The 26,195-nt window shown below is 68.5% G+C and carries 25 protein-coding genes; 20 read left to right on the top strand and 5 right to left on the bottom strand.

Annotated features, from left to right (window positions below; all coding sequences use genetic code 11):
* The first annotated feature begins 81 nt into the window (after positions 1–81).
* From AB0L64_RS07780 to AB0L64_RS07760, 5 genes are read left to right on the top strand one after another with little or no spacing between them, the layout of a single operon-like run.
* Positions 82–579: a DNA starvation/stationary phase protection protein gene (locus AB0L64_RS07780; protein WP_363708905.1), complete on the top strand. Its 498-nt coding sequence runs from the start codon at positions 82–84 to the stop codon at positions 577–579.
* Positions 579–1,175 (top strand): sulfite oxidase-like oxidoreductase, encoded by a 597-nt coding sequence (locus AB0L64_RS07775; protein WP_363708903.1) that lies wholly within the window; start codon positions 579–581, stop codon positions 1,173–1,175. The genes AB0L64_RS07780 and AB0L64_RS07775 overlap by 1 nt, the downstream gene beginning before the upstream one ends.
* 47 nt (positions 1,176–1,222) lie before the next feature.
* Positions 1,223–1,732, top strand: a complete 510-nt coding sequence (locus tag AB0L64_RS07770; RefSeq protein ID WP_363708901.1) for an FAD-binding oxidoreductase — start codon at positions 1,223–1,225, stop codon at positions 1,730–1,732.
* 5 nt (positions 1,733–1,737) lie between these two features.
* Positions 1,738–2,001, top strand: a complete 264-nt coding sequence (locus AB0L64_RS07765; RefSeq protein ID WP_363708899.1) for a DUF6510 family protein — start codon at positions 1,738–1,740, stop codon at positions 1,999–2,001.
* Entirely contained in the window at positions 2,001–2,384 is a 384-nt protein-coding gene (locus AB0L64_RS07760; RefSeq protein ID WP_363708897.1) for a nuclear transport factor 2 family protein, read from the top strand. Before AB0L64_RS07765 ends, AB0L64_RS07760 begins: the two co-directional genes overlap by 1 nt.
* Positions 2,385–2,476: 92 nt before the next feature.
* Here the strand turns inward: AB0L64_RS07760 and AB0L64_RS07755 are convergent, their stop codons facing one another.
* The gene (locus AB0L64_RS07755) at positions 2,477–3,394 is read right to left on the bottom strand and encodes an NADP-dependent oxidoreductase (protein ID WP_363708895.1); all 918 of its coding nucleotides are present in this window, start codon (positions 3,392–3,394) and stop codon (positions 2,477–2,479) included.
* Between the two features lie 208 nt (positions 3,395–3,602).
* Here AB0L64_RS07755 and AB0L64_RS07750 point away from each other — a divergent pair, with 208 nt between their 5' ends.
* From AB0L64_RS07750 to AB0L64_RS07740, 3 genes are all read left to right on the top strand, one after another.
* Positions 3,603–3,854 (top strand): hypothetical protein, encoded by a 252-nt coding sequence (locus tag AB0L64_RS07750; protein ID WP_363708893.1) that lies wholly within the window; start codon positions 3,603–3,605, stop codon positions 3,852–3,854.
* A gap of 61 nt (positions 3,855–3,915) precedes the next feature.
* Entirely contained in the window at positions 3,916–4,245 is a 330-nt protein-coding gene (locus AB0L64_RS07745) for a hypothetical protein (RefSeq protein WP_363708891.1), read from the top strand.
* Between the two features lie 231 nt (positions 4,246–4,476).
* Positions 4,477–5,154: a sigma-70 family RNA polymerase sigma factor gene (locus tag AB0L64_RS07740; RefSeq protein WP_363708889.1), complete on the top strand. Its 678-nt coding sequence runs from the start codon at positions 4,477–4,479 to the stop codon at positions 5,152–5,154.
* Here the strand turns inward: AB0L64_RS07740 and AB0L64_RS07735 are convergent.
* From AB0L64_RS07735 to AB0L64_RS07725, 3 genes are all read right to left on the bottom strand, one after another.
* Entirely contained in the window at positions 5,118–6,053 is a 936-nt protein-coding gene (locus AB0L64_RS07735; protein ID WP_363708887.1) for an alpha/beta fold hydrolase, read from the bottom strand. The two genes, AB0L64_RS07740 and AB0L64_RS07735, sit on opposite strands and share 37 nt — an antisense overlap.
* Positions 6,054–6,093: 40 nt before the next feature.
* Positions 6,094–6,867, bottom strand: coding sequence for an SDR family oxidoreductase (locus AB0L64_RS07730; protein ID WP_363708885.1), 774 nt, complete (start codon positions 6,865–6,867; stop codon positions 6,094–6,096).
* Between the two features lie 72 nt (positions 6,868–6,939).
* Positions 6,940–7,956 (bottom strand): GNAT family N-acetyltransferase, encoded by a 1,017-nt coding sequence (locus AB0L64_RS07725; RefSeq protein WP_363708883.1) that lies wholly within the window; start codon positions 7,954–7,956, stop codon positions 6,940–6,942.
* A 124-nt stretch (positions 7,957–8,080) separates the two neighbouring features.
* Between AB0L64_RS07725 and AB0L64_RS07720 the strand changes: the two genes are divergently transcribed.
* Complete coding sequence (locus AB0L64_RS07720; protein WP_363708881.1) at positions 8,081–8,716, top strand: TetR/AcrR family transcriptional regulator; 636 nt, start codon at positions 8,081–8,083, stop codon at positions 8,714–8,716.
* 14 nt (positions 8,717–8,730) lie between these two features.
* Here the strand turns inward: AB0L64_RS07720 and AB0L64_RS07715 are convergent, their stop codons facing one another.
* On the bottom strand, positions 8,731–9,462 hold the full coding sequence (locus tag AB0L64_RS07715; RefSeq protein WP_363708878.1) for a GNAT family N-acetyltransferase: 732 nt from the start codon (positions 9,460–9,462) through the stop codon (positions 8,731–8,733).
* A gap of 175 nt (positions 9,463–9,637) precedes the next feature.
* On the opposite strand from AB0L64_RS07715, the gene AB0L64_RS07710 reads away from it, so the two are divergent.
* From AB0L64_RS07710 to AB0L64_RS07660, 11 genes are all read left to right on the top strand, one after another.
* On the top strand, positions 9,638–10,987 hold the full coding sequence (locus AB0L64_RS07710) for an amidohydrolase (protein WP_363708876.1): 1,350 nt from the start codon (positions 9,638–9,640) through the stop codon (positions 10,985–10,987).
* Positions 10,984–11,781: a dienelactone hydrolase family protein gene (locus AB0L64_RS07705; protein WP_363708874.1), complete on the top strand. Its 798-nt coding sequence runs from the start codon at positions 10,984–10,986 to the stop codon at positions 11,779–11,781. Before AB0L64_RS07710 ends, AB0L64_RS07705 begins: the two co-directional genes overlap by 4 nt.
* 225 nt (positions 11,782–12,006) lie before the next feature.
* Positions 12,007–12,720 carry a hypothetical protein gene (locus AB0L64_RS07700; RefSeq protein WP_363708872.1) on the top strand — a complete coding sequence of 238 codons (714 nt, stop codon included), beginning with the start codon at positions 12,007–12,009 and terminating at the stop codon, positions 12,718–12,720.
* Positions 12,721–12,961: 241 nt separating this feature from the next.
* Positions 12,962–13,219 carry a hypothetical protein gene (locus AB0L64_RS07695; RefSeq protein ID WP_363708870.1) on the top strand — a complete coding sequence of 86 codons (258 nt, stop codon included), beginning with the start codon at positions 12,962–12,964 and terminating at the stop codon, positions 13,217–13,219.
* 207 nt (positions 13,220–13,426) lie between these two features.
* The gene (locus AB0L64_RS07690) at positions 13,427–14,707 is read left to right on the top strand and encodes an ROK family transcriptional regulator (protein WP_363708868.1); all 1,281 of its coding nucleotides are present in this window, start codon (positions 13,427–13,429) and stop codon (positions 14,705–14,707) included.
* Positions 14,704–16,206 (top strand): sugar ABC transporter ATP-binding protein, encoded by a 1,503-nt coding sequence (locus AB0L64_RS07685; RefSeq protein ID WP_363708866.1) that lies wholly within the window; start codon positions 14,704–14,706, stop codon positions 16,204–16,206. The genes AB0L64_RS07690 and AB0L64_RS07685 overlap by 4 nt, the downstream gene beginning before the upstream one ends.
* Complete coding sequence (locus AB0L64_RS07680; protein ID WP_363708864.1) at positions 16,206–17,252, top strand: ABC transporter permease; 1,047 nt, start codon at positions 16,206–16,208, stop codon at positions 17,250–17,252. The genes AB0L64_RS07685 and AB0L64_RS07680 overlap by 1 nt, the downstream gene beginning before the upstream one ends.
* A gap of 13 nt (positions 17,253–17,265) precedes the next feature.
* The gene (locus AB0L64_RS07675; RefSeq protein WP_363708862.1) at positions 17,266–18,306 is read left to right on the top strand and encodes a substrate-binding domain-containing protein; all 1,041 of its coding nucleotides are present in this window, start codon (positions 17,266–17,268) and stop codon (positions 18,304–18,306) included.
* A gap of 11 nt (positions 18,307–18,317) precedes the next feature.
* On the top strand, positions 18,318–19,481 hold the full coding sequence (locus AB0L64_RS07670; RefSeq protein ID WP_363708860.1) for a Gfo/Idh/MocA family oxidoreductase: 1,164 nt from the start codon (positions 18,318–18,320) through the stop codon (positions 19,479–19,481).
* Entirely contained in the window at positions 19,478–20,638 is a 1,161-nt protein-coding gene (gene xylA / locus AB0L64_RS07665; RefSeq protein ID WP_359923718.1) for a xylose isomerase, read from the top strand. Before AB0L64_RS07670 ends, xylA begins: the two co-directional genes overlap by 4 nt.
* An 89-nt stretch (positions 20,639–20,727) precedes the next feature.
* Entirely contained in the window at positions 20,728–26,097 is a 5,370-nt protein-coding gene (locus AB0L64_RS07660) for a ThuA domain-containing protein (RefSeq protein WP_363708858.1), read from the top strand.
* The last annotated feature ends 98 nt before the right edge of the window (positions 26,098–26,195 follow it).

Genomic DNA, 26,195 nt, shown 5'->3' with positions numbered 1-26,195 from the left:
CTCGAACACCTGTTCCCCTCGAAGATTCCGCGCCGGCGAGGAAAGGTCCGGCGGCCGCCATGTCACAGAGGAGGTATGTCTATGGAATCTGTTGCCAATTCTGTGCAGTTGCCGCCGCTGGACAATCCGAACGAGCGGCAGGCCGTCGGTGAAGAACTGGAGGTCGTGCTGCAAGACCTGATCGATCTCTCCCTGATCGGGAAGCAGTTGCACTGGAGCGTGGTCGGGTCGGCCGCCCGTGGCGCGCGTCTGTTCCTCGACGAGCTGGTCGGGGAGTGGCGCGAGCTCGCGGATGTCGTCGCCGAGCGTGCGGTGACGCTGGGGATCGTTCCGGACGGCCAGAGCTCGGCGGTGGCGAGCGGGTCACGGGTCGAAGCTGTCCCGGCGCGGTCGCTCGCCGACCATGCGGTGGTCTGGGAGCTGGCTCGGCGGGTGGCGGCGGTGGCCGAGCTCATCCCGGCACGGCTGGGCGCGACCGGTGCTGCGGACGTCGTGACGCAAGACGTGCTGGTGAGGGTGGTCGGGGCGTTGGAGAAGCAGCAATGGCTGTTGCGTGTGCAGCTAGGGGAGAAGGCCTGATGGCCGTCACCAGGGGGTTTCTCGGTCGGCGCACCGCAGATTCCTCGCGAGTGCCGCCGGGGCAGTACGTCACGCGTGACTTCCCGGTGCTGTCGGCCGGGCCCACGCCGTACACGCAACCGGACGCCTGGGACTTCACGATCCGCGGTGCTGTGGATCATCCGGTGTCCTGGTCGTGGGCCGAGTTCCGGGCGCTGCCCCGCGAGACGTTCACCGTGGACATCCACTGCGTGACCAAGTGGACCAAGCTCGACATGACCTGGTCAGGGGTGTCCCTCGACACCTTCCTCGATGCCGTGCCGACGCAGGCGTCGTACGCCGTGGCGTTCTCCGACGGCGGCTACACCACGAACGTTCCGGTGGCGGACCTGCGAGGCGGCAAGGCATGGATCGTCGACGAGTACGACGGCCGGCCGCTCGAGCCGGAGCACGGTGGGCCGGCGCGGCTGCTGGTGCCCCATCTGTACTTCTGGAAGAGCGCGAAGTGGATCCGTGGTCTGGACCTGCGCGCGACGGATCAACCTGGCTTCTGGGAGATGTTCGGCTATCACAACTATGGAGACCCGTGGAAAGAACAGCGCTACTCCGGCGATTGACGTGGCAGACCGGCACGGTGCTCTCCACGACCTTCGAAACTCCGCGGGTGAAGACCATCACGCTCGCGGTGACCGATTGGCCCGGGCACCGTGCGGGGCAGCACGTGGACGTGCGGCTGACGGCGCCGGACGGATATCGGACCGAGCGGAGTTACTCGATCGCGTCCGGACCGGAGGACGACGGCCTGTCGCTGACCGTCGAGCGGCTCGACGACGGGGAGGTGTCTCCCTATCTGGTGGACGAGCTGCGCGCGCTGTGCTCCGCGCGCTCTCTCGAGCTGCTGATCTACCGCGAGGAGCTCATGGAGATGGCGGCCGACGACCTCGTCACGGTCTCGATCACCTTGACGCGGGCGGCCCCGAGCGGCTGGCAGGGCTATCGCGGGCGCATCGACCCGATGCTCTTGTCCACGGCCGGTTGGGCGGCCGGCCGTGATCCGCTGACCTACATCTGTGGCCCGACCGCGTTCGTCGAGACGGCTGCGGCCGGGTTGGTGTCCGTCGGGTACGCGGCCGAACGGATCCGGACCGAACGCTTCGGCGGGACCGGCGGGTGACGACAATGGGATCACTCGATGGCAACGCCCTGGCGGGTGTCATGCACCACCTCTTCGGGCGAGACATGACGACCATGGCCTACACGTGCACCAGTTGTGGCCGTACGGGCGTAATGGCGGAGATGGTCGTGTACATGTCAGGGCCTGGTGCGGTGGCGCGCTGCAGGAACTGCGACACGATCCTGCTGATGCTGACCGAGCGCCATGGCATGTACTGCGTCGACATGTCAGGCACGACACAGATACCCGCACCTTTGAAAGGAGACTGATGACCATCCAGAACCCACCCGATCCGAGTGCGGCCGACCTGGCGAAGCATTTGCCGGCGGCGATCATGAGGTACCTGCGCGAGGCCGATCCCCAGCACAAGGCGAATGCCCACGACCTGTTGTCGGCGTTCGCGGCCGACGCGACGGTGATCGACGACGACGGCACTACCTACACCGGCCATGACGAGATCCACCGGTGGCGGGAGAACGAGGCCAGCGAGTACACCTATACGGTCGAGATCGGCCACGTCGAGAAGTTCGACGACACCCACTACGTCGTCACGCATCACCTCGAGGGCGACTTTCCCGGTGGCGAAGTCGACATCATCTACCGTTTCACCCTCGTCGACGGCCTCATCAGCAGGCTCGAGATCGTTCCCTGACTCCGCCGCCTCTCCTGCGGTGCCGGCTGGATGCTGAAGGGCGACCTCGATCGAGGCCGTCCTTCAGCATCGCTGCCGCGGATGCCGGTCAGCTACGGGCGAAGGCGGATGATCGTCTTGCCCTTGAGCCGTTCGGTCGAGGTGAAGGTGGTCACCGCGTCGTCGAGCGTCGCGACGGTGCCGATGTTCGTCCGCAGCCGCCCGTCCCGAACCCGCTGGACGATCTCGGTCAGCTGGCCCCGATCCGCCTCGACGACGAAGTCGATCGCCAGGCCGTCCGCCGGCCGCGCCTCGGGCGGGCCCACGACGGTCACCAGCGTCCCACCGGGTTTGATCCGGGCCGCGGAGCTCTTCTGGACCTGTCCGCCGATGACGTCGAACACCAGATCGACCGGCCCGACGTCGTCCAGCGCGTCGTTGGCGAGGTCGACGAACTCGTGCGCACCGAAGTCGAGTGCCTTGTCACGGTCCGCGGCGCGTCCGGTGCCGATGACGTACGCGCCGAACTCGCGGGCGAGCTGCGTCACCATCGTGCCGACCGCACCGGCCGCGCCGTGGGCGAGGACGCTCTGCCCCGACTGGAGGCGGCCGTGCTGGAGCAGGCCCTGCCAGGCCGTCAGTCCCGAGATGGGCAGGCTCGCGGCCACGGTGAAGTCGACGTCACCCGGGAGCGGCGCGACGTTGCGTGCCTCGATCGCCACGTACTCCGCCAGCGTGCCGTCGCGATGCCAGTCCGCGAGGCCGAACACCCGTTGACCGACCGACAGACCCGTCGTGCCGTAGCCGAGCTCGGTCACCACGCCCGCCAGCTCGTGCCCGGGGATCGACGGTGCTCGGTCACGGCCGGCGCGATCGGTCCAGGTCGAGGGCCACTCGAGCTCGGTCGGGACGTAACCCGCCGCCTGGACCTCGACGACGACGTCGTTGATCGCCGCTGCCGGCGCCGGCCGCTCCGCGAGCGTCATGCCGGCTGGTCCCGCTGCCTGGTCCGTGACCACGATTGCCCTCATCAGGCACCTCCTCGTATCCAGTCCTTCGCCGGCACAGCACCGCCGGCTCGTAAGCATTCGCGGCACCGCATACTCGCCGTCTTACCACCGGGACCGGCAATTGGCTGCAACGAGGCCGTAAGATCCGTTGCCGGCCGACCACCAACGGGTATCCGGACAGGACATCGGCGACAACGAGGCTTTTCGGATCAACTGCTAGAGGTGAACAGTGACCGGCTGGCGGGAGGGAATCGAGCGATTCCTCGCCACAGACCCAGGCGACATCGGGTGTGACGAGTCGAGGGCTGCTCTGCACCTGTATGCCGAGTTCCTCGCAGCGGGAGTCGACGTCGCCGAGCGCTGCCCCGGGCTCGCGTCGCACTTGGCCGCCTGTCGCGCCTGCGCAGAAGACGCCGACGGACTGCTGGCCGCCGTACAGAACCACGATCCAGACAGCGCCGCGTCCGACCTCGACCCGTAAGCACGAGGGGATCGACGGCCACCAAGGAGTCGTACAGACTCGACATGGAGGCCCGAGCGCGATGAGCGACAGACTGCAGGACTTCGACACCACCGATGGCGCGGCGATTGCCGTGGCCGACATCCCGACGGCGGTGACGGCCGGCCGGTTCGTCTACTCCGACGGTGCGACCCAGATCTTCACGATCGACGGGCAAACCACCTACACCGAGCGAGGACGTGACAGCGCGGGGGAGTGGTACGTCGATGGCCAGGGCAGGTTTTGCTCGTTCTGGCCGCCGAGCTATCGGGCCTGCTATGCGTTGCGCTGGATCGTCGAGGACTCACGGATCGCTGGAGTCAGATTCACCGGGCTCCAGGACGGCGTGACGTTCGAGGGCCGCTACGCGTGATCGGGCGCCGGCGTATCTGACACGGCGGCCATGACGAGCGGCCCCGTCATCTCTGGCAAACGGGACGAGATAGACCAGTTACAACTCATCTGAGTAGCCAATATGCGTCTCCTGCGGCGGATTGGACGGAGTCATGAATGGACGGTATCGTCCATCTTGCTGATCCGGGGTGCGCCACGCCGCCGTGCCGCACCTGTGGGGTCACCGTGTTCCGCTGACCGCCGGAGATCCATGAAGAGCCAAGCTTCCGAGTCGTCGTCCCAGGTGCGGGTCGTCTCCGCTGACGTGGTCCTGGAGAACTGCGCCTGGGTTCGTGACCTGAGCAGCGAGGGAGATCGGCGCGAGCTGGCGAGCCGGCGCCTGTACGAGATCCTGCTGCGCGCCGCGCGAGCGGAGGCCGGCCGGCGGGCGACCAGGCTGCGCCTCGCCGGACCGGAGCTGGACGACCTCGCGCACCAGGCCGCGGCGGACGCGCTGCTGGCGATCTGCGGCAAGATCGAGACCTTCCGCGGTGACTGCAAGTTCACCACCTGGGCGTACAAGTTCGTGATCTTCGACGTGGCGGCCAAGGTCAACCGGCATTTCTGGCAGCGAGCCGGTGTCGCGTTCGACGAGGAGGACTGGGACCGCCTTCCGGCCCGGCTGGGGATCGGCCCGGAGGCGTACGCCGAGAGCCGGGACCTGCTGACCGCCGTACACCGTGCCGTCGACGAGAGCCTCACAGCCAAGCAACGCGTGGTTTTCGTCGCTCTGGTGCTTAACGGGATGCCCACAGCTGTGCTCGCCGATCAGCTCGGTGCGACCCAGAACGCGATCTACAAGCTGATGTTCGACGCCCGCCGGAAACTGCGTGCCGCGCTGGTCGACGCGGGCTACCTACGACGCGAGCGACACTGCGAGTTCGGCTGACTGATCCCCTTCGATCGAGAGGATGTCCTTCCGGTCCACTTGACGGTTTCGTCGTAGAAGCCGGTGATCCCGTCGACGATGTCCTGCAGGCAGTCCTCGGTCGCGAAGTGTCCGGAGTCGAGGCGGACCAGCTTTGCGTCCGGGAGGTCACGCAGGTACGCCTCGCCGCCGGCCGGGGTGAAGAAGAGGTCACCCCGGCCCCAGAAGATCAGCGTCTTGGGCTGGTCGCGGCGCAGCCGTCGCTGCCAGGCGGGGTACTGCGCCGCGTTCGTGCGGTAGTCGTACAAGAGGTCGAGTTGCACCCTGCGTGCGTTCGGGCGGGCCAGGAAGTGCAGATCCAGGTTCCAGTTGTCCGGGCTGATCTTCGCCGGATCGCGATGGCCGGTCAGGTAGATCGCCTTCACCGCCTCCGGTTCGAGCAAGGCCGCGACCGGCGCCTCCGTCCGGGCGGTGCGCTCGACCCAGAGGACATGACGTATCCCGTCCCAGATCTCGGTGAAACCCTCCTCGTAGAGGTTGGAGTTCTGGATGACCTGCCACTCCAACCAGTCCGGATGGAGCGAGATCAGCCGGTTCCCGATCTGACCGCCGTAGTCCTGCATGTACAGCCCCATCGGACCGGTGAAGTCGATCGCGAGCAGCGACTCGTCGACGATCTCCGCGAGGTGGTCGAAGCTGTAGTCCCACGCCGCGGGATCAGGCATTTCGGTGTTCCCGAAGCCGGGGTAGTCGATCGCGACCAGGTGGAACCTGTCGGCCAGGGCCGGCATCAGGTTCCGGAACTGGTGGGACGAGGAGGGAAATCCGCCGAGCAGCAGGAGTTTCGGCGCTCCCGGCTTGCCCGCCTCGCGGTAGAAGACCTCCAGCCCGCCGGCGGACACGGTCTGAAAACTCGTCATGTCACTCCACAGTCGGTGACCGGGTTCGGCTGCTCGAAGGTCAGTTGCGCCCGGCCATGACGCCACCGTCGACGTTGAGGATCGCGCCGGTGATCCAACTGGCCCCCGGAGAAAGGAGGAACACGATCGCGGACGCGATGTCCTGGGCTGTCCCGACCCGTCCCAGGGGGTGGAAGGCGTCGAATCCCTTCACCGTCTCCTCGAGTTGGTCTGCCGGGATGAAGCCCTCGTACAACGGTGTGGCCACCACCGCGGGAGCAACGGCGTTGACGCGAATGCCGTCGGCCGCCAGTTCCATGGCCAGGTTGTGGGTCAGTGCGTGCAGGCCGGCTTTCGCCATCGAGTAGCCGGTCGCCGGCGTCGCCGCCACGGCCTGATGGGCCCACATGCTGCCGATGTTGACGATCGCACCGCCGGAGCCGCTCGCCTTCATCCCGCGAACCACTGTCTGGGTCAGGAAGAACGTCGCTCGGCTCAGCTCCAGGTACGCGTCGTAGTCCTCCTGGGTGTAGTCGAGGAAGCCTTCGGGGATGAAGAATCCGGCCGCGTTGACGAGCAGTGTCGCATCGGCGTGCTCCGCGGCGAGTTGCTCCTGCACGTCCTCCACCTGCTTGCGGTCCGCCAGGTCGGCGGTGATGCCCCAGGTCTCGCCCTTCTCGCCGAGCTCGGCGACGGTCCGGTCGACCTTCGCCTGCTGACGTCCGACGATGACTGCCTTGCCCCCTTGCCCGACAACGTCAGCAGCAGTCTGCCGGCCCATGCCGCTGCTGCCGCCGACCACGATGAGCTTGCGGTCTTCGAAGTATCCGCTCATGAGTTTCCCCTCGATTCGTGCCGGGCCGGAGTGCCCGGATGCCCCTGCTTGTGTGCCGATCGGGGGTCCGCCTTACTGCTGTCCGGGATCCTGATGAGTGTGAGTTGTGTCGGACTCGGACATCGAACGGGCGTCGTCGGGCGTGCCGAACAGATAGTGGGAGAAGGCGGAATGCTGGTTCGCGTGCTCGGCCGGCTCGGTCGGAAGCCCACGTCCTTCGAGCTCGTCCCAGGTCGAGTCGGCGATACGCCACAGCTGGTGTGCCAGTCGGCCGGCGACTCCGGCATGCGGCGAGTTCGGGTGCGGTCGGGTTGGTGAACTCCACTGCCGTTTCGCCAAGGTCCTGGCCAGATCTGTAGCGCCGTCGGCACCATGGAGTCGCTCGAGATCGGAGACGATCCGTACCTCGGTCGCTTCGTGCTCGTCCAGTAGCCGTTGGGCCTCTCGCCAGGTCTCGGCTGCACTGAGGCCCAGGAAGCGCGCATCGCCGTACGCCCTGCCCTTGAGCACCCGCAGCGCCTGTTCGAACTGTTTGAGGTTGTCGAGCAGTACAGCGGCGTCATCACCGGACAGCGTCCTGGCCGCGGTCAGCAGGACATCCGCGACGGCGGCGGCGTGCTGTGCGGCGACAGCGGCGAACTGGTCCGTGACGCGACGCCTTTCGAATCCGTCCAGGCCCGGATCCTGAGAGCGTTGGGCGAGCTCTCTGAGCCTGGCGTGCTGGGCATGCACGAGTTGCCGCAGCGGCGCGGAGTGCGGATGCATCGATGGATGGGACGCGTCGAGCACCACGAGGTACTCCGGCTGGGCGTGGAGGAAGCAGTCGACCGCGGGGCAGTAGTTCGTGACCCGGATGCCCTGGGAAATCAGGTCGTCGAGGACCGCCTTGATCAGCCCGGTGCCGAGTCCGCGGCCACGGTGATCGGCTGCGATCTCGGTGTGTCCCAGGACGCGTCGCCGGCCGAGGATGCGGAAGTCGAGGGTTCCTACGATCGTGCCCGCGACGAGTAACTCGTACCTGCGTGATTTGTGATTCTCGACCACGGTCACGCCGTCCCTGCCGTAGAGCTCCCGACTGACCTCGCTCATGCGACCTCCTGCCGACCGGCCGGCAGTCTGCCGGCTCCACACGAGTAGTTGGTGTCGGCGGGCGCTGGAGTGCTTACGCCCTCCGGCGCCAGCAATCGTTGCTCCGTCCCGATAAGCTCTTTGCGTGCCCGAGACTGTGAACGAGCTCGATCGCCGGCTGACCGCCCGCGGTGCGGCCACGCGAGCCCGCATCGTCGCCGCGGCCGATGAGCTGATGTCTCTCAAAGGCGCCGCAGCGACCACGCTCGACGAGGTGACCGCGGCGAGCGGCACGAGCAAGTCACAGTTCTACCGGCACTTCAGCGACAAGAGCGCCTTGGTCCAGGCGGTGATCGCGCTGCGGGGCGGGCGTGTCCTCGAGCGCGAGGAGCAGTACCTCCGCAGGGTCGACTCGTTCAACGGGCTCGACCGATGGTGCAGGGCCATCCTCCAGCGGGTCACAGCACGCCGTGGAGCGCTGGGCTGCGAACTCGGATCCCTGTCGACCGAGCTCTCCGACCAGGACGAGGCGGCGCGCATCGATCTCGAGGCGCACCTGACATCGTGGATCTCCCTACTGACCGCCGCGCTCGAGCGGATGAAGGCCAACGACACGCTGTCCGAGGACGCCGACCCGGCGACGCTGGCGACGGGCATCATGGCCGCACTCCAGGGCGGCTACGTCCTTGCCCAGGCGGCCCGTGATCCCGCCCCGATGCGGATCGCACTCGAGCTCGCGATGGACTCGGTCCGAGCGCACGCGAAGTCGGCCGGCACCTAGATCCACGCCATGCGTCAGGCCGTCCGCGGTCTGCTGAGGATGTCGTCGTACTCAGGATTCTTCTCGACGAAACGGCGGACGACCGCGCAGTAGTTCGACACCGTCACGTCCCGCGTGCGGATGTCGTCGAGAGCGCGGCCGACCAGCACCCAGGAGAGTCCTTGTCCGCGGTACGTCGGTTCGACGACGGTATGCGTGATCGCCAGCTGCGAGCCGATCACGTGGTACACGAGCAGCCCAGCCTGGTGGCCGTCGACGAGCAGCTCGTAGTACTCGTCTTCCGGGTGGTGGACGACGATCACTGCCGGCCGGGGTGCGGGAGCTGGTTCAGCAACCGCGCCGTCGATGGTCAGCAGATCCGCCAGCGGAGCCAGCCAGCCCCGGCCGAACGCTTCGGGAGGCAGATCGGACTGCCAGGTGAGGCCCGATCCGGCCCGATCCCGGAAGCGGAGGACGAGCCGCCAGGCACCGTCGGCGTCCAGGGGTAGCGCTGCGGCGCGCGCTCTAATACGCACGCTGCTCGGAAGCGAGTTGAGCATCGCCGGCTGCGTCTGCACCGGCAGGGTCACCCGCCCGTCCTGCGAGCGTAGGCAACTCGTCTCTGTGCTGCTCCAGCTGGCCAGCACCACATCCAGGCCGTCACCACCGAACAGGCTCGCCGTGACACTCAAGTCGACTGGCCGGCCGATCGCGGGCACCGACAACTCGCCGTCGGCGAGGTGGTAGCCCGTTCCGTCGGGTCGCATCGCTACTTCCTCCTTGCTTCGCACTCAGTAGAGGACTATATCGTCCACTGATGAGTCTGTGTCACCAGGGGCCACGGGGATGTCTAGTTCTGAAGTGGACCGATGAGGCCTCTTCAGTCGGTGACTGGACCTCTGGTTGGACAAGATGCTGCATGTCGACGAGCCGGGAGGACGAATGGCGCGATTGGTGATCCGCAACGTGTCCGTGCTGGTCGTTCCCGAGGAGGGGGAGTGCCGCGTCGACGAGGCGCAGGACATCCTTGTCGAGGACGACCGGATCGTGGCCGTCGCACCGACGGGAACTCACGCTGTGCAGACGACCGACCCTGCAGCACCGTCCGAGGTCCTGGACGGGACCGGGTTGCTGGCGGTACCTGGGTTGGTGAACTCGCATACGCACAGTCCGATGGTGATGATGCGCGGGGCGGCCGAGGATCTGGCGATCGAGGACTGGTTCAACCAGCGGATCTGGCCGATGGAGGTGAACCTGACCCCCGAACGGGTGCGGGTCGGGGCTCGGCTGGCGTGTGCGGAGATGTTGCTGGGTGGGGTGACGACCTTTGTCGATCACTACTTCCACACCGACCAGATCGCCGAGGCCACGGTCGAGTCCGGGATCCGCGCGGACCTCGCGCCGACGTTCTTCTCCTCGGCGGGTGAGCAGGCCGTCAGCAATGCGTTCGAGACGACACGAGAGCTCGCGCAGCGGCATCCGCGGATCACCGCGAGCCTCGGCCCGCACGCGACGTACACGGTCACCGACGACGACCTCCGGCGTACGGCGGACTTCGCGCGGGCGGAAGGGCTGCGGATCCACTTGCATGCCGCCGAGACGGACGACCAGACGCAGGCCTCGCTCGACAAGCACGGCGTCACACCGATCCAGGTGCTCGAACGGACCGGTGTCCTCGACGCAGGTGCCCTCGTCGCGCACGGCTGCGGGATTGACGCGGACGACCTGCCGATCCTGGAGCGGTACGCCGGGACGGCCGTCGCGTCCTGCCCGAAGGTGTACCTGAAGCTCGCGATGGGCGAGGTCACCCCGATCAAGGCCTTGCGCGCAGTAGGCGTCGACGTCGGCATCGGCACCGACGGCGCCGCAGTGCACAACACCCTCGACGTGTGGGAAGCGATCCGCATGGTCGCCCTCACCCAGAAGCAACGTGAACACGACGCCGAGTGGATGACGCTGTCCGACACCCTCCGTCTGGCCACCCGGGGCAGTGCCGCGGCCGCCGGCCTCGCCGACCGCATCGGCGTACTCGAGCCGGGCCGACAGGCCGACATCGTCCTCGTCGATCTGAGCGCACCCCACAACCAGCCGCTGCACGACCCCCGCGCAGCGCTCGTGTACTCGGTCCGAGCTTCCGACGTGGTCACTGTCCTCGTCGCCGGTCAGGTCGTGGTGCGCAACCGCCGGCTGACGACCATGGACCTGGCCGGGGTCCTGGCCGATGCGAGATCCCTCGCCCACACGCTCGTGGACCTGTCCGCGGGCGGCGCCGTGCAACACTACGCGCCATGACCGCGGATCTGGCCTCCTGGCGGAGGGCGCCGTTCGCCGGTGCCGGCCTGACCTACGACTGCTTCGAGAAGGGCGAGGGGCCCGGTGTCGTCCTGATCCCCGAGATCCCCGGGCTGACCCCGGAGGTGGCCGCGTTCGGCGAGCATCTGGTGCGCGAGGGGTTCACCGTCGTGATCCCGTCGCCGTTCGGTACGCCGGGACGCGCCGAGACCCCTGGTTACACGCTCGGCGTGATCGCCCGGTTGTGCGTCTCGAAGGAGTTCCGGTGCTTCGCGGCGAACGCGGAGCGCCCGATCACGAGGTACCTGCGGGCCGTCGCGACCGATCTGGCCGCGCGGACACCGGGCCGCGGCGTCGGTGTGGTCGGGATGTGCTTCTCCGGCGGGTTCGCGCTCGCGACCGCGGTCGAGGACGTGGTGACCGCGCCGGTGCTGAGCCAGCCGTCGACGCCGTTCGCGGTGACGCCGAAGCTGCGGCGGGATCCCGGCCTGTCGCCGCAAGAACTCGACAAGGTCAAGGAGCGGACCCGGGCCGGCGGGCTCTGCGTCCTCGGGCTGCGCTTCAGCCGGGACCGGATGTCGCCGGCCGAGAGGTTCGTCACGTTGCGTGCGCAGCTCGGCGACGCGTTCGAGGTGATCGAACTGGACTCGGCGCCCGGCAACCCCGACGGGTACGGGCGGTCCGCGCACTCGGTGCTCACCCGGGAGCTGCGCGAGGATCCGCCGAACTCGGCGTACCACGCCCGGACCCGAACCGTGGACTTCCTCCGTCGGCAGCTGACAGCGACCATGTGACGACGCTCCGTACGGAAATGCAAAGATCGCGTTCGGTAACACGAACGGTGTGATTCAGTGGCCCTCCGGCGGGGAATCCTCGGTTTTGCTGGGGGTGTTCGTTGCTGTCTGCGAAAGTGGGGGAGCGGTGGGTCACGCTGTCGTTTTTCCTCTGGTCCTGGGTACCGGACGCATGGCACGATCGGCCACCGAGGCACCACAGGGGACTGGGACGAGTGAGGCTCTATGAACGGGCGGACAGCGCAGGAAAGCCGGCTCCCGAAGAGCGGGGGCGCAGCGGCGAACGGCACCAACGGTCACGCTCCGCAATCAGCTCCTCACAGTGAACCGGCGTCCGAGTGGCAGCCTGGGCAGCAGGTCGGTGAGATCCAGCTAGGTCGGCCGGACGACGTCGTACGGCGTTCGGAGTGGCTGTCGGAGGTGCGCGACCGGCCGCGGGACACGTCCGGCACGACGCTGCGGCAGTTCAACACGCCGGTCCGGGTCGACGAGATCGCGGTCGCGGCGATGACGCTCGCCGAAGACCTGCACGCCGCGACGCAGAACATGCCCGAGTCGGTCGAGCTGCGCAGGTTCCGGCAGGACCTCGACCAGGCCGCGACCACCTTCCGCGACCTGGCGAGCAGGCTGGAGGTCACCGCCGGCAAACTCGTCCGCCTGGCCGCGAACGAGGGACAGGCCTGTGGCGTCGGCTGGGGTGTCTGCCCCGAGCACGGCCTGACGCTGATGAACGTCGGCGAGACCGTCACCTGCCATGTCCTCGGCTGCGGCCGTGAGAACGAGGGTGAGGTCGAGCGCTGCGAGCACCCGGTCGCGTACCGGGTCGTCGACGCCGCCGGGCCGGCCCTGCTCACCTGCACCGGCCACGCGATCGCCTGCCGCCTCTACTTCGACAACCCGGTCATCACGGCCACCGCCGACAGCATGGAGCTGTTCTAGGAGATCCGGCAGGACGATGGTCGTTCGCGTTCGGCGTCAGCGCGACGAAGTTCGGCGTGTCCGCGGTCCGTTGCCCTTGGCAAGTACGGCGCCGGCCGCGCCGCGGTGGTCCACGCGCTCGTAGAAGATCACGCCGGCGCCCGGTGCGGGCATCGGTACGGTCGAGCGCGTCGCGGTCAGCGGCGCCTGCCGTGAGGTTGTAGTACTGGCGCCACATCAGGTGAACCGCTGCAACGCGGCCGTGTCGCAGCCGTTCTGCTGCATCCACTGGAAATGCGTGTTCACCGTCTGCTGGTCGTACGACGAGAACAGCCGCGCCGGCTGCCCGTTGCCGAGGTTGGGGTACGCCGTCTGGTACGTCGCCGTGAAATCGCGGACGTCGGGCCAGCTGACGATCGCGGTGTTCGTCGGCGACGGCGGCTGGCCCCAGTTCTGGCTCCAGTGCCACCAGCCGTTGATCGGGGCACCGTCGCCGGCGCAGGCGAACCAGCCCTGGTAGCCGACGGCGACTTTGCCGACGACGACGGGTGAACTTCATGGGCGGGCTCCTGGCGGGGGCGGGCAGGAGAAAGCTCCGCGAGCGTACAAAACCCTACAAAGCGCTGCAAGAACTCGACTGTTACGAACTCTTGACGATGAAAAGGCGTGGACTTAGTTTGTTGGATCAACAGACAAAGTCTGCACAGTCTGCACAGGGGGTGCTCGCATGACCTTGACCGACGGCCGCCGCCCGGGAAGCCGGGGCGTTGCCGCCGATCACGTGTCGCTGCGGCGCAACAACCTCTCGGTGGTCCTGCGGCACGTCCGCGACCTCGGCCCGCGGTCCCGCGCCCGGATCGCCGAGGAGACCGGCCTGAACAAGGCGACCGTCAGCAGCCTGGTCGCCGAACTCGTCGAGCGCGGCCTGCTTCGCGAAGGCTCGGCCGACTCCAGTCGCGCCCTGGGCCGCCCGGGCCAGCTCGTCGAGCTCGACGGCACCGGCGTCTGCGGTGTCGGCGCCGAGATCAACGTCGACTACCTGGCGGTCGCGGCGCTCGACCTTGCCGGCCGCGTGGTCCTGGAGAAGCGCGTGCCTCTGGACGTCGCGCATCTCGAGCCGGCGACGACACTCGACCGGCTGGCCGACCTGGTCCGGGAGGCGCTCGCGGCGATGGATGCCCGGGGTGGGCAGCTCGCCGGCGTGACGCTGGCGGTACCAGGTCTGGTCGAGGGCGAGACCGGCGAGCTGAAGCTCGCACCGAACCTGGGCTGGGGCGAGGTCTCGGTCGCCCAGGAGATGCGTACCCGGCTGGGCGACCCCGGCTATCCGCTGCACGTCGACAACGAGGCGAACCTGGCGGCGCTCGCCGCGTACGCCGAGCTCCAGCACGCCGCGGACGCGGGCCAAGGTGGAGACAGCCCGCCCCACGACCTCGTCCTGCTCACCGGCGCGGTCGGTGTCGGCGGCGGCATGGTGTCGAACGGGCACCTCCTGCGCGGCGGCCGCGGGTACAGCGGCGAGGTCGGGCACATGCCGGTCGCCCCGCCCGGGCGGACCTGCGGGTGCGGGCGGACCGGGTGCTGGGAGACCGTCGTCGGGCTGACCGCACTGTTGCACAAGGCAACGGACAGGGACGACCCGGTGCGGGACCCGTCGCTGGACGTGGAGCAACGGCTGGCCGGGATCACCCGGCGCGCCGAAGCGGGGGACACGCGGACGCTGTCCGCGTTGAAGGACGTCGGCACCTGGCTGGGGATTGGGGGAGCGATCCTGGTGAACATCCTGAACCCGGACGTGCTCGTGCTGGGCGGCTACTTCGCCGTCCTCGGGCCGTGGCTGAAGGAACCTCTGGAGAAGGCGATCCGCGACCGCGTGATCGCACCGGACGGCGGCGGCTGCCGGGTCGTCCGGTCGGAGCTCGGTTTCGCGGCGGCCGTCCGCGGCGGGGCGCAGATCTCGCTCGACCAGATCTTCGTCGACCCGACCCGGATCGGGGTCGCGGCATGACCGATCTGCTGACCATGACGGGGATCGTCAAGGAGTTCCCCGGCGTCCGTGCGCTGGACGGCGTGGACCTCGACGTCCGCGCGGGTGAGGTGCACTGCCTGCTCGGACAGAACGGCGCCGGCAAGTCCACGCTGATCCGGGTGCTGACCGGCGCCCACCAGCCGGACGCGGGCACGATCCGGATCAACGACGAGCCGGTGCAGCTGAACAGCCCGACCGCGGCGATCCAGCGGGGCATCGCCGCGATCTACCAGGAGCTCGACCTGGTGCCCGAGCTGACCGTCGCCGAGAACGTCTTCCTCGGCCACGAACCGTCCCGCTACGGCTTCAGCCGGACCCACGAGGCGAACGCGAAGGCACGCACGATCCTGCAGGGTCTCGGCCACGCCGAGATCCCGGTGCACCGCACGGTCGGCTCGTTGCCGGCCGCCGGGCAGCAGATCGTCAGCATGGCCCGCGCACTGTCCCGTGACGCCCGCCTGATCGTGATGGACGAGCCGTCGGCCGTGCTCGACCCGGAAGAGGTGTCGAACCTGTTCCGGGTGATCCGCGGCCTGACCGACCGCGGGGTCGCGGTCGTCTACATCTCGCACCGGCTCGAGGAGATCCGGGAGATCGGCGACCGGGTCACGGTGCTGAAGGACGGCGCCACCGTCGCGACCGGCCTGGACGCCCGCGAGACGCCGACCAAGGAACTCATCCAGCTGATGACCGGGCGGTCGATCGAGTACGTCTTCCCGCCGCGCACCGAGGTCCCGGCCGCAGCGCCCGTCCTCCTGGAGGTCGTCGGCCTGAGCCGGCCGGGTGAGTTCTCGGGCATCGACTTCGAGGTCCGCGCGGGAGAGATCGTCGGCCTGGCCGGCCTGGTCGGCTCCGGGCGTTCCGAAGTACTCGAGACCGTCTACGGCGCCCGCCGGCCGGCGACCGGATTCGTGCGGGTCGACGGGGCCACGCTCCGGCCGGGCACGGTCCAGGCCGCCGTCAAGGCCGGGGTCGGGCTGGCCCCGGAGGAACGCAAGAGCCAGGCGTTGCTGCTCGACGAGGCGGTGTTCAAGAACATCACCGTGTCGACGCTGGGGCGGTTCGCCAGCACCGGATTCCTGAACAATCGGGCCGAGCGGGATGCGGCGGGGAAGCTGGCCAAGGCCCTGGACGTCCGCCCGGCCGGTGTCGATCACCCGGTGCGCAACCTGTCCGGCGGCAACCAGCAGAAGGTCGTGCTCGCACGCTGGTTGCTGCGGAACTGCCGGGTGCTGCTGCTCGACGAGCCGACCCGGGGAGTCGACGTCGGGGCCCGCTCGGAGATCTACGCGTTGATCCGGCAGCTGGCGTCCAACGGGGTCGCGATCGTGCTGGTCTCCAGCGAGGTCGAGGAAGTGCTCGGTCTGTCCGACCGGGTCGTCGTACTGCGGGAGGGGCGTGCCGTCCACACGGGGCCCGCGCAAGACATCGACGAGCACCAGGTGCTCGACCTGGTGATGGAAGGAAGTGCGAGGTGATGAGTGAGGACATCACGACAGAGGAGAGCGGCACTACGCAGTCCAGGCAGGACACCGTGTCCCAGCCGGCGGCGCAACGCTCGACGGGCCTGCTGAGGTCCGGCGCCGGGCGCAACCTCGGGCTCGTGGTTGCCCTGGTGCTGCTGTGCATCGTCGGCGTCGTCACCGCCGGCGACACGTTCGCGACCGGAGCGAACGTGCTGACGATCCTGCGACTGGCCGCGGTCATCGGCGTGGTCAGCGTCGGGATGACGTTCGTCATCACCGGCGGGGGGATCGACCTGAGCGTCGGCGCGATGGTCGCGCTGGCGTCGGTCTGGGCGACCACGCTTGCCACCCAGCAGCTGGCCGCCGACTACCACTGGATCTTGATGGTCACCACGGCGCTGGCGGTCGGCGCCGCGTGCGGCCTGGTCAACGGCCTGCTGGTTGCCTACGGCAAGATCGTGCCGTTCATCGCCACGCTGGCGATGCTCGCGGCGGCCCGCGGCCTGGCCGAGATCATCTCCGACCGGAAGACCCAGATCATCACGGTCGACTCGTTCGTCGACTTCTTCGGCGGCTCGCTGATCGGCGTGCCGGTGCTGGTCTGGATCTTCCTGCTGGTGGCCGCGGCCGGCTGGGTCGTGCTCAACCGCACCACGTTCGGCCGCCGTACCTTCGCCGTCGGCGGGAACGCCGAGGCGGCCCGCCTCGCGGGCATCAAGGTCCAGCGTCACACCGTGGCGCTGTACGTCCTGGCCGGACTCTGCTGCGGGATCGCCGCGGTGATGCTGATGGCCCGGACGACCACGGGAAGCTCCACCCACGGTCAGTTGTACGAACTGGACGCGATCGCGGCGGTGGTGATCGGCGGGACGCTGCTGTCCGGCGGCCGCGGCACGATCGTCGGCACCGTGTTCGGCGTACTGATCTTCACGACGTTGAACAACGTCTTCACCCTCAACAACCTGAGCATCTCCGCCCAGTCGGTGGCGAAGGGCGCGATCATCGTGATCGCCGTCCTCCTCCAGCAGCGTCTGGCGCGACGTTCCACAGGATCGTAGAAGGAGGACAACGATGTCCCGAAGTTCCGCCCGAACTCTCGTGATCGCAGGCCTGAGTGTGTTCGCACTGGCGGCCTGCACCAGCAACACCCCGAAGGCCGAGGAGGACACCGGCAACAAGCCGGCCGAGCAGGCCGCGGTGAAGAACGACGAGCCCGGCAAGAAGGTCAAGATCGGGTTCTCCGCGCCGGCGGCCGACCACGGCTGGATGGGTGCGATCACCAAGGCCACCCAGGCCGAGGCGAAGAAGTACTCCGACGTCGAGCTGATCGTCGCCGAGGGCACCAACGACGTGAACCTGCAGATCAGCCAGGTCGAGACGTTCATCAACCAGAAGGTCGACGCCATCGTCCTGCTGCCGTTCGACGGGGCCGCGCTCACCCCGGTCGCGACGAAGGCGATGGAGGCCGGTATCACGGTGGTGAACGTGGACCGTGAGTTCGACAGCCCGTTCGCGGCTCGTACGACGGTGCTCGGCGACAACCACGGGATGGGCGTGTCGGCCGGTACGTACGTCTGCCAGCAGCTGAAGGGCAAGAAGGACGCGGTGGTCGCGGAGATCGCCGGGATCGACTCGCTGCCGTTGACTCAGGACCGCAGCAAGGGGTTCAAGGAGGCGCTCGCCGACTGCGGGCTGAAGGTCAGCAACCGGGTGGCCGCCGAGTTCACCGTCGAGTCCGGTGAGAAGGCCGCCGCCAACCTGCTGCAGGCCGCGCCGAAGATCGACGCGATCTGGAACCACGACGACGACCAGGGCGTCGGCGTGATGGCCGCGATCAAGAACTCCGGCCGCAAGGAGTTCTTCGTGGTCGGCGGGGCCGGTTCGGCGAACGTGATGCGGGACATCAAGTCCGGCAACTCGTTGCTCAAGGCCACCGTCATCTACCCGTCCACGCAGGGGGCCGACGGTGTCCGCCTGGCCCGGCTGCTGGTGCAGAAGAAGGCCCTCGGCGACCTGGTGGAGGTGGAGGTGCCGCGGACCGTCCAGCTGTACGCGCCGGTGGTCACGAAGGAGAACGTGGACCAGTACCTGCCGACAGCATTCGAGAGCTGACAAGGAGAGTCATGACGAACCTGGGCATCGGCCTGATCGGCTATGCGTTCATGGGAGCGGCCCATTCGCAGGCCTGGCGGAGCGCGCCGCGCTTCTTCGACCTGCCGCTGGACCCGGCCATGAACGTGCTGGGCGGTCGCAACGCCGAGGCTGTGCGAGCGGCGGCGGCGAAGCTCGGCTGGAAGGAGACCGAGACCGATTGGCGCAAGCTGATCGCTCGCGACGACGTCCAACTGGTCGACGTGTGCACGCCGGGCGACAGCCACGCCGAGATCGCGATCGCCGCCTTGGAGGCCGGAAAGCACGTCCTGTGCGAGAAGCCGCTGGCCAACACCGTCGAGGAGGCCGAGGCGATGACCGCGGCCGCCGAGGCGGCCAAGGCCAAGGGGATCAGGTCGATGGTCGGGTTCACGTACCGCCGGGTGCCGGCCATCGGGCTGGCCCGGCAGCTGGTGGCCGAAGGCAAGCTGGGCACGATCCGGCACGTCCGCGCGCAGTACCTCCAGGACTGGATCGCCGATCCGGAGGCGCCGCTGTCGTGGCGGCTGGACAAGGAGAAGGCCGGATCGGGTGCGCTCGGCGACATCGGCGCGCACATCATCGACCTCACGGAGTTCATCACCGGCGACACCATCGGTGAGGTGAGCGCGCGGCTCGAGACGTTCGTGAAGGAGCGCCCGGTCGCCGCCGAGCACTCCGGTCTGGCCGGGACGGCGGGCACCGAACGCGGACCGGTGACGGTCGACGACGCGGCTGTGTTCCTGGCCACCTTCCGCTCCGGCGCGCTGGGCGTCTTCGAGGCGACCCGCTTCGCCACCGGCCGGAAGAACGCGATCCGGATCGAGATCAACGGAAGCCTCGGCAGTCTGGCGTTCGACTTCGAGGACATGAATCTCCTGCACTTCTACGACGCCACCGAAGACCCGAGGACGGCGGGTTTCCGCCGCATCCTCGCCACCGAACCCGCCCACCCGTACGTCGCCGCGTGGTGGCCGCCAGGCCACCTGCTCGGCTACGAGCACGGGTTCACCCATCAGGTCGTCGACCTGGTCACCGCGATCGCCGAAGGCGCCGATCCGGAACCGTCGTTCGCCGACGGGCTGCGAGTCCAGCGCGTGCTGGCCGCGGTCGAGGCCAGCTCGGCATCCCGACAATGGCAGGAGATTCCGGAATGAGTAAGTACACCCCGACCAAGGACGACAAGTTCTCCTTCGGTCTGTGGACCGTCGGCTGGCAGGGCGTCGACGTGTTCGGGACGGCGGTACGCCCGGCGATGGACCCGGTGCACGCCGTCGAGAAGCTCGCGGAGCTGGGCGCCGCGGCGGTCACGTTCCACGACGACGACGTCGTACCGGACGACAGCACCCGGGGCCGCACGCTCGAGCGCTTCACGAAGTCGCTGGCCGACACCGGCATGGTCGTCGAGATGATGACCACGAACCTGTTCGCGCACCCGGTGTTCAAGGACGGCGGCCTGACCGCGAACGACCGTCAGGTCCGGCGGTACGCGCTGGCGAAGGTGCTGCGCAACGTCGACCTGGCGGCCGAGCTGGGCGCGACGACGTACGTGCTCTGGGGCGGCCGGGAGGGCGCGGAGTCCGGCGGCTCGAAGGACGTCCGGGCGGCGCTCGACCGGTACAAGGAGTCGATGGACATCCTGTGCGCCTACGTCCGCGCGCAGGGCTACGACATCCGGTTCGCGCTGGAGCCGAAGCCGAACGAGCCGCGCGGTGACATCCTGCTGCCGTCGATCGGGCACGCGATCGCGTTCATCAACGACCTCGCCGACCCCGACCTGGTCGGGATCAACCCTGAGGTCGGGCACGAGCAGATGGCGTCGCTGAACTACGCGCACGGGATCGCGCAGGCGCTGTGGCACGGGAAGCTGTACCACATCGACCTCAACGGACAGCACGGTCCGCGGTTCGACCAGGACCTGCGGTTCGGGGCCGGCAACCTGCGCGAGGCGTTCTGGACGGTCGACGTGCTGCAGGGCGCCGGCAGCTACCCGGCGTACGAGGGCTACATCCACTTCGACTACAAGCCGCCGCGCACCGAGGACGAGGAAGGCGTCTGGGAGACCGCGCGGGGCTGTATGCGGAACTACCTGATCCTGCGCGACAAGGTGCAGGCGTTCCGCGCCGACCCCGAGGTCGCGGAGGCACTCGCCGCCGCACGCGTCGCGGAGATGTCCGAGCCCACCCTGGCCGAGGGTGAGTCGCTGGACGATCTCCGCAACGCGACGTACGACCGGGACGCGCTGGCCGAGCGCGGTCTCGGGTTCGAACGGCTGGACCAGCTGGCGATGGAGCACCTGCTCGGCGTCCGTTGATCCGGTAGCAGTGCATCCCGCGCAGGGCAGAGCACGGGATTTGTAGTTGATGGAGCGCGCATCCTTGTCCGACCCATGAGGAGCTCCGCATGATCCAGCTACGTAGACACGGCACGTTGGTGTGCTTTCTCGTGCTCGCCCTGTTCGCGGCGTTGCTGACTCCGTTGCCCGCCCGGGCCCATCCCGGCCATGGTGACGAGACCTTCAACGCCCTGATCTTCACCAAGACCGCCGGATTCCGGCACGACTCGATCCCGGCCGGCATCCAGGCGGTCAAGGACCTGGCGACCGCGAACGGCTTCACGGTCACCGCGACCGAGGACGCCACGATGTTCAACGACACCGAGCTCGCGAAGTACGAGGTGGTGATCTGGCTGTCCACCACCGGTGACGTGCTGAACGCCGACCAGCAGGCCGCGTTCGAGCGCTACATCCGGGGCGGCGGCGGGTACGCCGGTATCCACGCCGCGTCCGACACCGAGTACGACTGGCCCTGGTACGGCAAGCTCGTCGGCAGCTACTTCGACAGCCATCCCGCCGGTACGCCGAACGCGACGGTGAAGGTGGAGGACCACGCGCACCCGTCGACCAAGGACGCGCCGACGCTGTGGCCGCGGACCGACGAGTGGTACAACTACCGGACCAATCCGCGCGGCACCGTGCACGTCCTCGCGTCGCTCGACGAGTCGTCGTACAGCGGCGGGAACATGGGCCCCGAGCACCCGATCACGTGGTGCCAGGACTACGACGGCGGCCGCGCCTGGTACACGGGCATGGGCCACACGATCGAGTCGTACGCCGACCCGACGTTCCGCAAGCAGCTGCTCGGCGGTATCCGGACCGCGGCCGGGGCCGAGCCCGCGGACTGCGGCGCGTCGCTCAGCGACAGCTACGAGAAGGTGACGCTCGACGACGACACGTCGAACCCGATGGAACTGGCCGTGGCTCAGGACGGCCGGGTGTTCTACATCGACCGGAACGGCGCGGTGAAGATCGTCAAGACCGACGGCTCGGTCCTCACCGCCGGCACGCTGAACGTCTACACCGGCCAGGAATTCGGCCTTCTCGGGATCGCGCTCGACCCCGCGTTCGCGTCCAACGGCTTCATCTACCTGTACTACTCGCCGGTGAGCGCGGAGCCGTACGACCGGGTCTCGCGGTTCACGGTGACTGGTGACACCGTCGACCTCGCGAGCGAGAAGCAGGTCCTGCGGATCGACACCCAGCGCGACCAGTGCTGCCACGCCGGCGGCGCGCTCGAGTTCGACGGCAACGGGAACCTGTACGTCGCGACCGGCGACAACAGCAACCCGTTCGACTCCGACGGCTACGCGCCGATCGACGAGCGCGCCGGGCGGGCCGCCTGGGACGCGCAACGGTCGGCGGCCAACAGCAACGCGCTGAACGGCAAGGTGCTCCGGATCCACCCGGAGACCGACGGCACGTACACGATCCCGGCCGGCAACCTGTTCCCTCCGAGCACGGCGAAGACACGGCCCGAGATCTACGCGATGGGCTTCCGCAACCCGTTCCGGATCGGGATCGACCCGACCACCAACCACCTGTTCGTCGCGGATTACGGGCCGGACGCCGGCTCCGTCTCGCCGACGCGCGGCCCGGACGGTCGCGTCGAGTGGAACATCCTGTCCAAGCCGGGCTTCTACGGCTGGCCGTACTGCGTCGGCGCCAACACGCCGTACAACGACTACGACTTCGCGACCGCTACGTCGGGGCCGACGTTCGACTGCGCCGCTCCGGTGAACGAGTCGCCGAACAACACCGGCCTGACGCAGTTGCCGGCCGCGATCCCCGCGACGATGTGGCAGGGCAAGTCGACGACCGGCGTCCCCGAGATCGGCGGCAGCGGTGCGCCGATGACGAGCGGGGCGTACAAGTACGACGCCGCGAACCCGTCGGACCGGAAGTGGCCGGAGTACTTCGACGGCAAGGCCGTGTGGGCGGACTGGAACGACAGCCGGCTGTTCTCGGTGCAGCTGAACGACGACCGCAGCGGGGTGGCGGACGTGTCGCGGATGCTGCAGAAGCTGAGCTTCATCCGGCCGCACGCGCTGCAGTTCGGGCCCGACGGCGCCCTGTACGTGATCGAGTGGGGGAGCGGCTTCGGCGGCAACAACGCGGACTCGGGTCTCTACCGGATCGACTACATCCAGGGGAACCGGGCGCCGATCGCGCAGTTCAGCACCGACAAGACCTCCGGCCCGGTGCCGCTGACGGTCGCCTTCGACTCGACCGGTTCCCGCGATCCGGACGGCCAGCCGGTCACGTTCGCCTGGGACTTCGACGGCAACGGTACGACGGACAGCGCCGACGCCAAGCCGACGTACACGTACACGACGGCCGGGGTCTTCACCGCGCGGTTGACCGTGACGGATCCGGACGGCCGGACGGCGGTGTCCAACCGGACCATCACGGCCGGGAACACCGCGCCGACGATCACCGTGCAGGCGCCGGTCGACGGCGGGTTCTTCGAATTCGGCGACACGATCCGCTACCGGGTGACGGTCACCGATCCCGAGGACGGCACGGTCGACTGCAACGACGTCGTCACCCAGCCGGCGCTCGGCCACGACGAGCACGCCCACGGGTACGAGCAGTACCACGGGTGTGAGGGGACGTTCCCGCTGCCCGGCGACCAGGGCCACGTCGGCGCGAACATCTTCGGCATCGTCACCGTGACCTACACCGACAAGGGCGCGCCGGGGACCGGCAGGATCACGACGCAGAAGGTCGTCCAGCTCCAGCCGAAGACCCGGGAGGCGGAGTTCTTCGACGAGACCGGCGGGCCCGGATCGGCTCCCGGCGTACAGGTCGAGGACACCGGCGACACCGCGGGCGGCGGGAAGAACATCGGGTTCATCGAGGACGGCGACTGGTGGGGCTGGAAGCCGACCAACCTGACGAACATCGACCAGATCCAATTGCGCGCGGCGTCCCCGGACGCGGGTGCGACGGTGCAGGTCCGGCAGGGATCGCCGACCGACGGCCCGGTGGTCGCGACGATCCAGGTGCCGCCGACCGGCGCCTGGCAGACGTACGGCGACTTCACCGGCGCGGTCAGCGGTGCGTCGGCCGCGAGCGGCCCGCTGTACTTCGTGAAGACGACCGGGCAGCTGAACGTGAACTGGGTCAAGTTCATCGGCAAGGGCGTCACGGAGAACCAACGCCCCGCGGTCACGGTCACGGCTTCGGCTACCCAAGGCAAGGCGCCGCTGGCTGTCGACTTCACGGCGTCGGCCACCGACCCGGAAGGCGATCTCCCGCTCAGCTACGCCTGGACCTTCGGCGACGGAGGCACCGCCACCGGACCGGATGCCTCGCACACGTTCACAGTCCCGGGCAAACACACGGTGACCGCGGCGGTCACCGATTCGCGCGGGGCGACGGGAACGGCGAGGGTCGAGGTGACCGTCGACTCGCCGTCGGCGCCGACCTGCCTGACAGGCCGCTCGGACGGCTTCGACGGCACCGCACTCGACACCGCGCGCTGGTCGTCAGTTGTCCGCGGCAACCAAGAGCTGTCCGTCGGCAACGGCGCGTTGTCGATCCCGCTGACCGCCACGGACATCTACGGCACGGGGAACACCGGCACACCGAACCTCGTGCTCCAGCCGCTCCCGGCGGGCGCTTGGTCGGCAACGGCCAAGGTCACGCTGCCGGCTCGGCTGGCCTACCAGCAGGCCGGCCTGATCGTGTACGGCGACGACGACAACTACGCCAAGATGGTGCTGCAGGGCCGCTCCACCGGCGCACCGTCGGCGGCGGACCGGATCTTCCAGTTCATCCGCGAGGAGAACGGCGTACCGAACGAGGTAGCCGCGTCGAACACGACGAACCTCGGTGCGGCCTATCCGGACACGGTGTGGGTCCGGTTCACGTCCGACGGCGCGAACTTGAAGGCGGCGTACAGTGCCGACGGCGCGACGTTCACCGAGATGCCGGAGACGAAGCAGCTGGCCGGTATCACGAACCCGCGGATCGGCCTGTTCGGGTTGACGAACCGGACCGAGGCGCTGCCGATCACGGCCTCGTTCGACTACTTCTCGATCACGCCCGACGACACCGCCGAGCGGCCTGCACCGGACGACGAGTTCGCCGGTACGACGCTCGACGCGTGCCGCTGGTCCGACGTCGTACGGCCGGATCCTGCCGCCTACCGGGTGACCGGCGGCGGGCTGGAGATCGACACCAGCAAGGGGGACATCTACGGCGGTACGGCGACCGACCCGCGCAACCTGATGCTGCAGCCGGCGCCGGACGGTGACTGGACGATCGAGACGAAGGTCGACGCGTCGTCGTTCGACGAGGCGTTCCAGCAGGCAGGTCTGCTGGTCTACGCCGACGACGCGAACTACGTCAAGCTCGACTACCTGACGACGAACGCCGCAGGCAGCGCAGTCACCCGAGCGTTGGAGCTGCGCAGCGAGGTCGCCAACGTCGTCCAATCGCCCCAACCCAACGCTCCGACGCCAGCTCAGGGTGTTTGGTACCTGCGCATCTCGAAGTCCGACTCCACCTTCACCGGTTCCTACAGCTCGGACGGCGTCACGTGGTCCGATCTGCCGCCGGTGACGAACACCGCGCTGGCGGCGGCGAAGTTCGGCGTCTACGCGTTCGGGGTGGATCAGTCCGCCTCGAAGACCGCGAAGTTCGACTACTTCCGGCGCATCACCGATACCACGGCACCGACTGTCAGCCTGGGACTCGACCCGTCGACCGCGTCGGGTCAAGCGGGCTGGTGGACGGGGCCGGTGACCGCGACGGCGATGGGTGTGGACGATCGGCCGGGGCAGGTGTACCTGGAGCAGAAGGTTGGCGACGGCAACTGGTCGGAGTACACCGCGCCCTTGACCCTGACTGCTGACGGGACCCACACGGTCGCGGTCCGGGGGAGTGACACCGCCGGCAACGTCTCGGAGCCTTCGTCGGTCACGGTGAAGATCGATCAGACAGCACCTACGGCGACCGTGACCGGGCTGCCGGCGAGTCTGGGCGTTGCCTCGACCGCCTCGGTGCAAGCGGCTGTGACGGATGCGCTGTCCGGGCCGGGGACTGTAGTGATGGCCCTGGACGGCAAACCAACGACAGGGGCGCTTGACGGAGTCCTGCTCGGGTTGGGTGCGCATGCTCTGACGGCTACGGCAACCGATGTCGCCGGGAACACCTCGGTGAAGAACATGCCGTTCTCGGTGGTCGTGTCTTACGCCGAGGCGGTCAAGCTCGTCGACCGCTACCGCGCCGCCGGAAAGGTGCCGCTGGCGACCGCCACGGTACTGAAGGCGCACCTCGGAACCGCCGAACGAGCCGCGGCCCGGAACCAGACCGTGGCCGCGAACGTCGCGCTCACCTTGTATCTGGCCACGGCCGGCACGGTCGCCGACGGACCGGCCCGGACCCTGCTGACCGCGGTCGGCCAGGACCTGAAGGCGCGGCTCGGCTGATGACGTCGCCGTGGGATCTCGCTGCCGTACACCTGCCGCCGCCCCGGCTGGTTCGGCCCCGGACGGGCGACGGCCCGGCGAGTCCCGCGGTGACCGTC

The organism is Kribbella sp. NPDC051936 (genome assembly GCF_040680955.1).
GTDB lineage: Bacteria > Actinomycetota > Actinomycetes > Propionibacteriales > Kribbellaceae > Kribbella.
This window is presented reverse-complemented; position numbering and strand designations above follow the sequence as displayed.

What these genes read in the sequence shown, in the direction of transcription:
- AB0L64_RS07780 (WP_363708905.1), top strand. Translation starts at nt 82, where the DNA reads ATGGAATCTGTTGCCAATTCTGTGCAGTTGCCGCCGCTGGACAATCCG.
- AB0L64_RS07775 (WP_363708903.1), top strand. Translation starts at nt 579, where the DNA reads ATGGCCGTCACCAGGGGGTTTCTCGGTCGGCGCACCGCAGATTCCTCG.
- AB0L64_RS07765 (WP_363708899.1), top strand. Translation starts at nt 1,738, where the DNA reads ATGGGATCACTCGATGGCAACGCCCTGGCGGGTGTCATGCACCACCTC.
- AB0L64_RS07760 (WP_363708897.1), top strand. Translation starts at nt 2,001, where the DNA reads ATGACCATCCAGAACCCACCCGATCCGAGTGCGGCCGACCTGGCGAAG.
- AB0L64_RS07755 (WP_363708895.1), bottom strand. Translation starts at nt 3,394, where the DNA reads ATGAGGGCAATCGTGGTCACGGACCAGGCAGCGGGACCAGCCGGCATG.
- AB0L64_RS07745 (WP_363708891.1), top strand. Translation starts at nt 3,916, where the DNA reads ATGAGCGACAGACTGCAGGACTTCGACACCACCGATGGCGCGGCGATT.
- AB0L64_RS07740 (WP_363708889.1), top strand. Translation starts at nt 4,477, where the DNA reads ATGAAGAGCCAAGCTTCCGAGTCGTCGTCCCAGGTGCGGGTCGTCTCC.
- AB0L64_RS07735 (WP_363708887.1), bottom strand. Translation starts at nt 6,053, where the DNA reads ATGACGAGTTTTCAGACCGTGTCCGCCGGCGGGCTGGAGGTCTTCTAC.
- AB0L64_RS07730 (WP_363708885.1), bottom strand. Translation starts at nt 6,867, where the DNA reads ATGAGCGGATACTTCGAAGACCGCAAGCTCATCGTGGTCGGCGGCAGC.
- AB0L64_RS07725 (WP_363708883.1), bottom strand. Translation starts at nt 7,956, where the DNA reads ATGAGCGAGGTCAGTCGGGAGCTCTACGGCAGGGACGGCGTGACCGTG.
- AB0L64_RS07715 (WP_363708878.1), bottom strand. Translation starts at nt 9,462, where the DNA reads ATGCGACCCGACGGAACGGGCTACCACCTCGCCGACGGCGAGTTGTCG.
- AB0L64_RS07710 (WP_363708876.1), top strand. Translation starts at nt 9,638, where the DNA reads ATGGCGCGATTGGTGATCCGCAACGTGTCCGTGCTGGTCGTTCCCGAG.
- AB0L64_RS07705 (WP_363708874.1), top strand. Translation starts at nt 10,984, where the DNA reads ATGACCGCGGATCTGGCCTCCTGGCGGAGGGCGCCGTTCGCCGGTGCC.
- AB0L64_RS07700 (WP_363708872.1), top strand. Translation starts at nt 12,007, where the DNA reads ATGAACGGGCGGACAGCGCAGGAAAGCCGGCTCCCGAAGAGCGGGGGC.
- AB0L64_RS07690 (WP_363708868.1), top strand. Translation starts at nt 13,427, where the DNA reads ATGACCTTGACCGACGGCCGCCGCCCGGGAAGCCGGGGCGTTGCCGCC.
- AB0L64_RS07685 (WP_363708866.1), top strand. Translation starts at nt 14,704, where the DNA reads ATGACCGATCTGCTGACCATGACGGGGATCGTCAAGGAGTTCCCCGGC.
- AB0L64_RS07680 (WP_363708864.1), top strand. Translation starts at nt 16,206, where the DNA reads ATGAGTGAGGACATCACGACAGAGGAGAGCGGCACTACGCAGTCCAGG.
- AB0L64_RS07675 (WP_363708862.1), top strand. Translation starts at nt 17,266, where the DNA reads ATGTCCCGAAGTTCCGCCCGAACTCTCGTGATCGCAGGCCTGAGTGTG.
- AB0L64_RS07670 (WP_363708860.1), top strand. Translation starts at nt 18,318, where the DNA reads ATGACGAACCTGGGCATCGGCCTGATCGGCTATGCGTTCATGGGAGCG.
- xylA (WP_359923718.1), top strand. Translation starts at nt 19,478, where the DNA reads ATGAGTAAGTACACCCCGACCAAGGACGACAAGTTCTCCTTCGGTCTG.
- AB0L64_RS07660 (WP_363708858.1), top strand. Translation starts at nt 20,728, where the DNA reads ATGATCCAGCTACGTAGACACGGCACGTTGGTGTGCTTTCTCGTGCTC.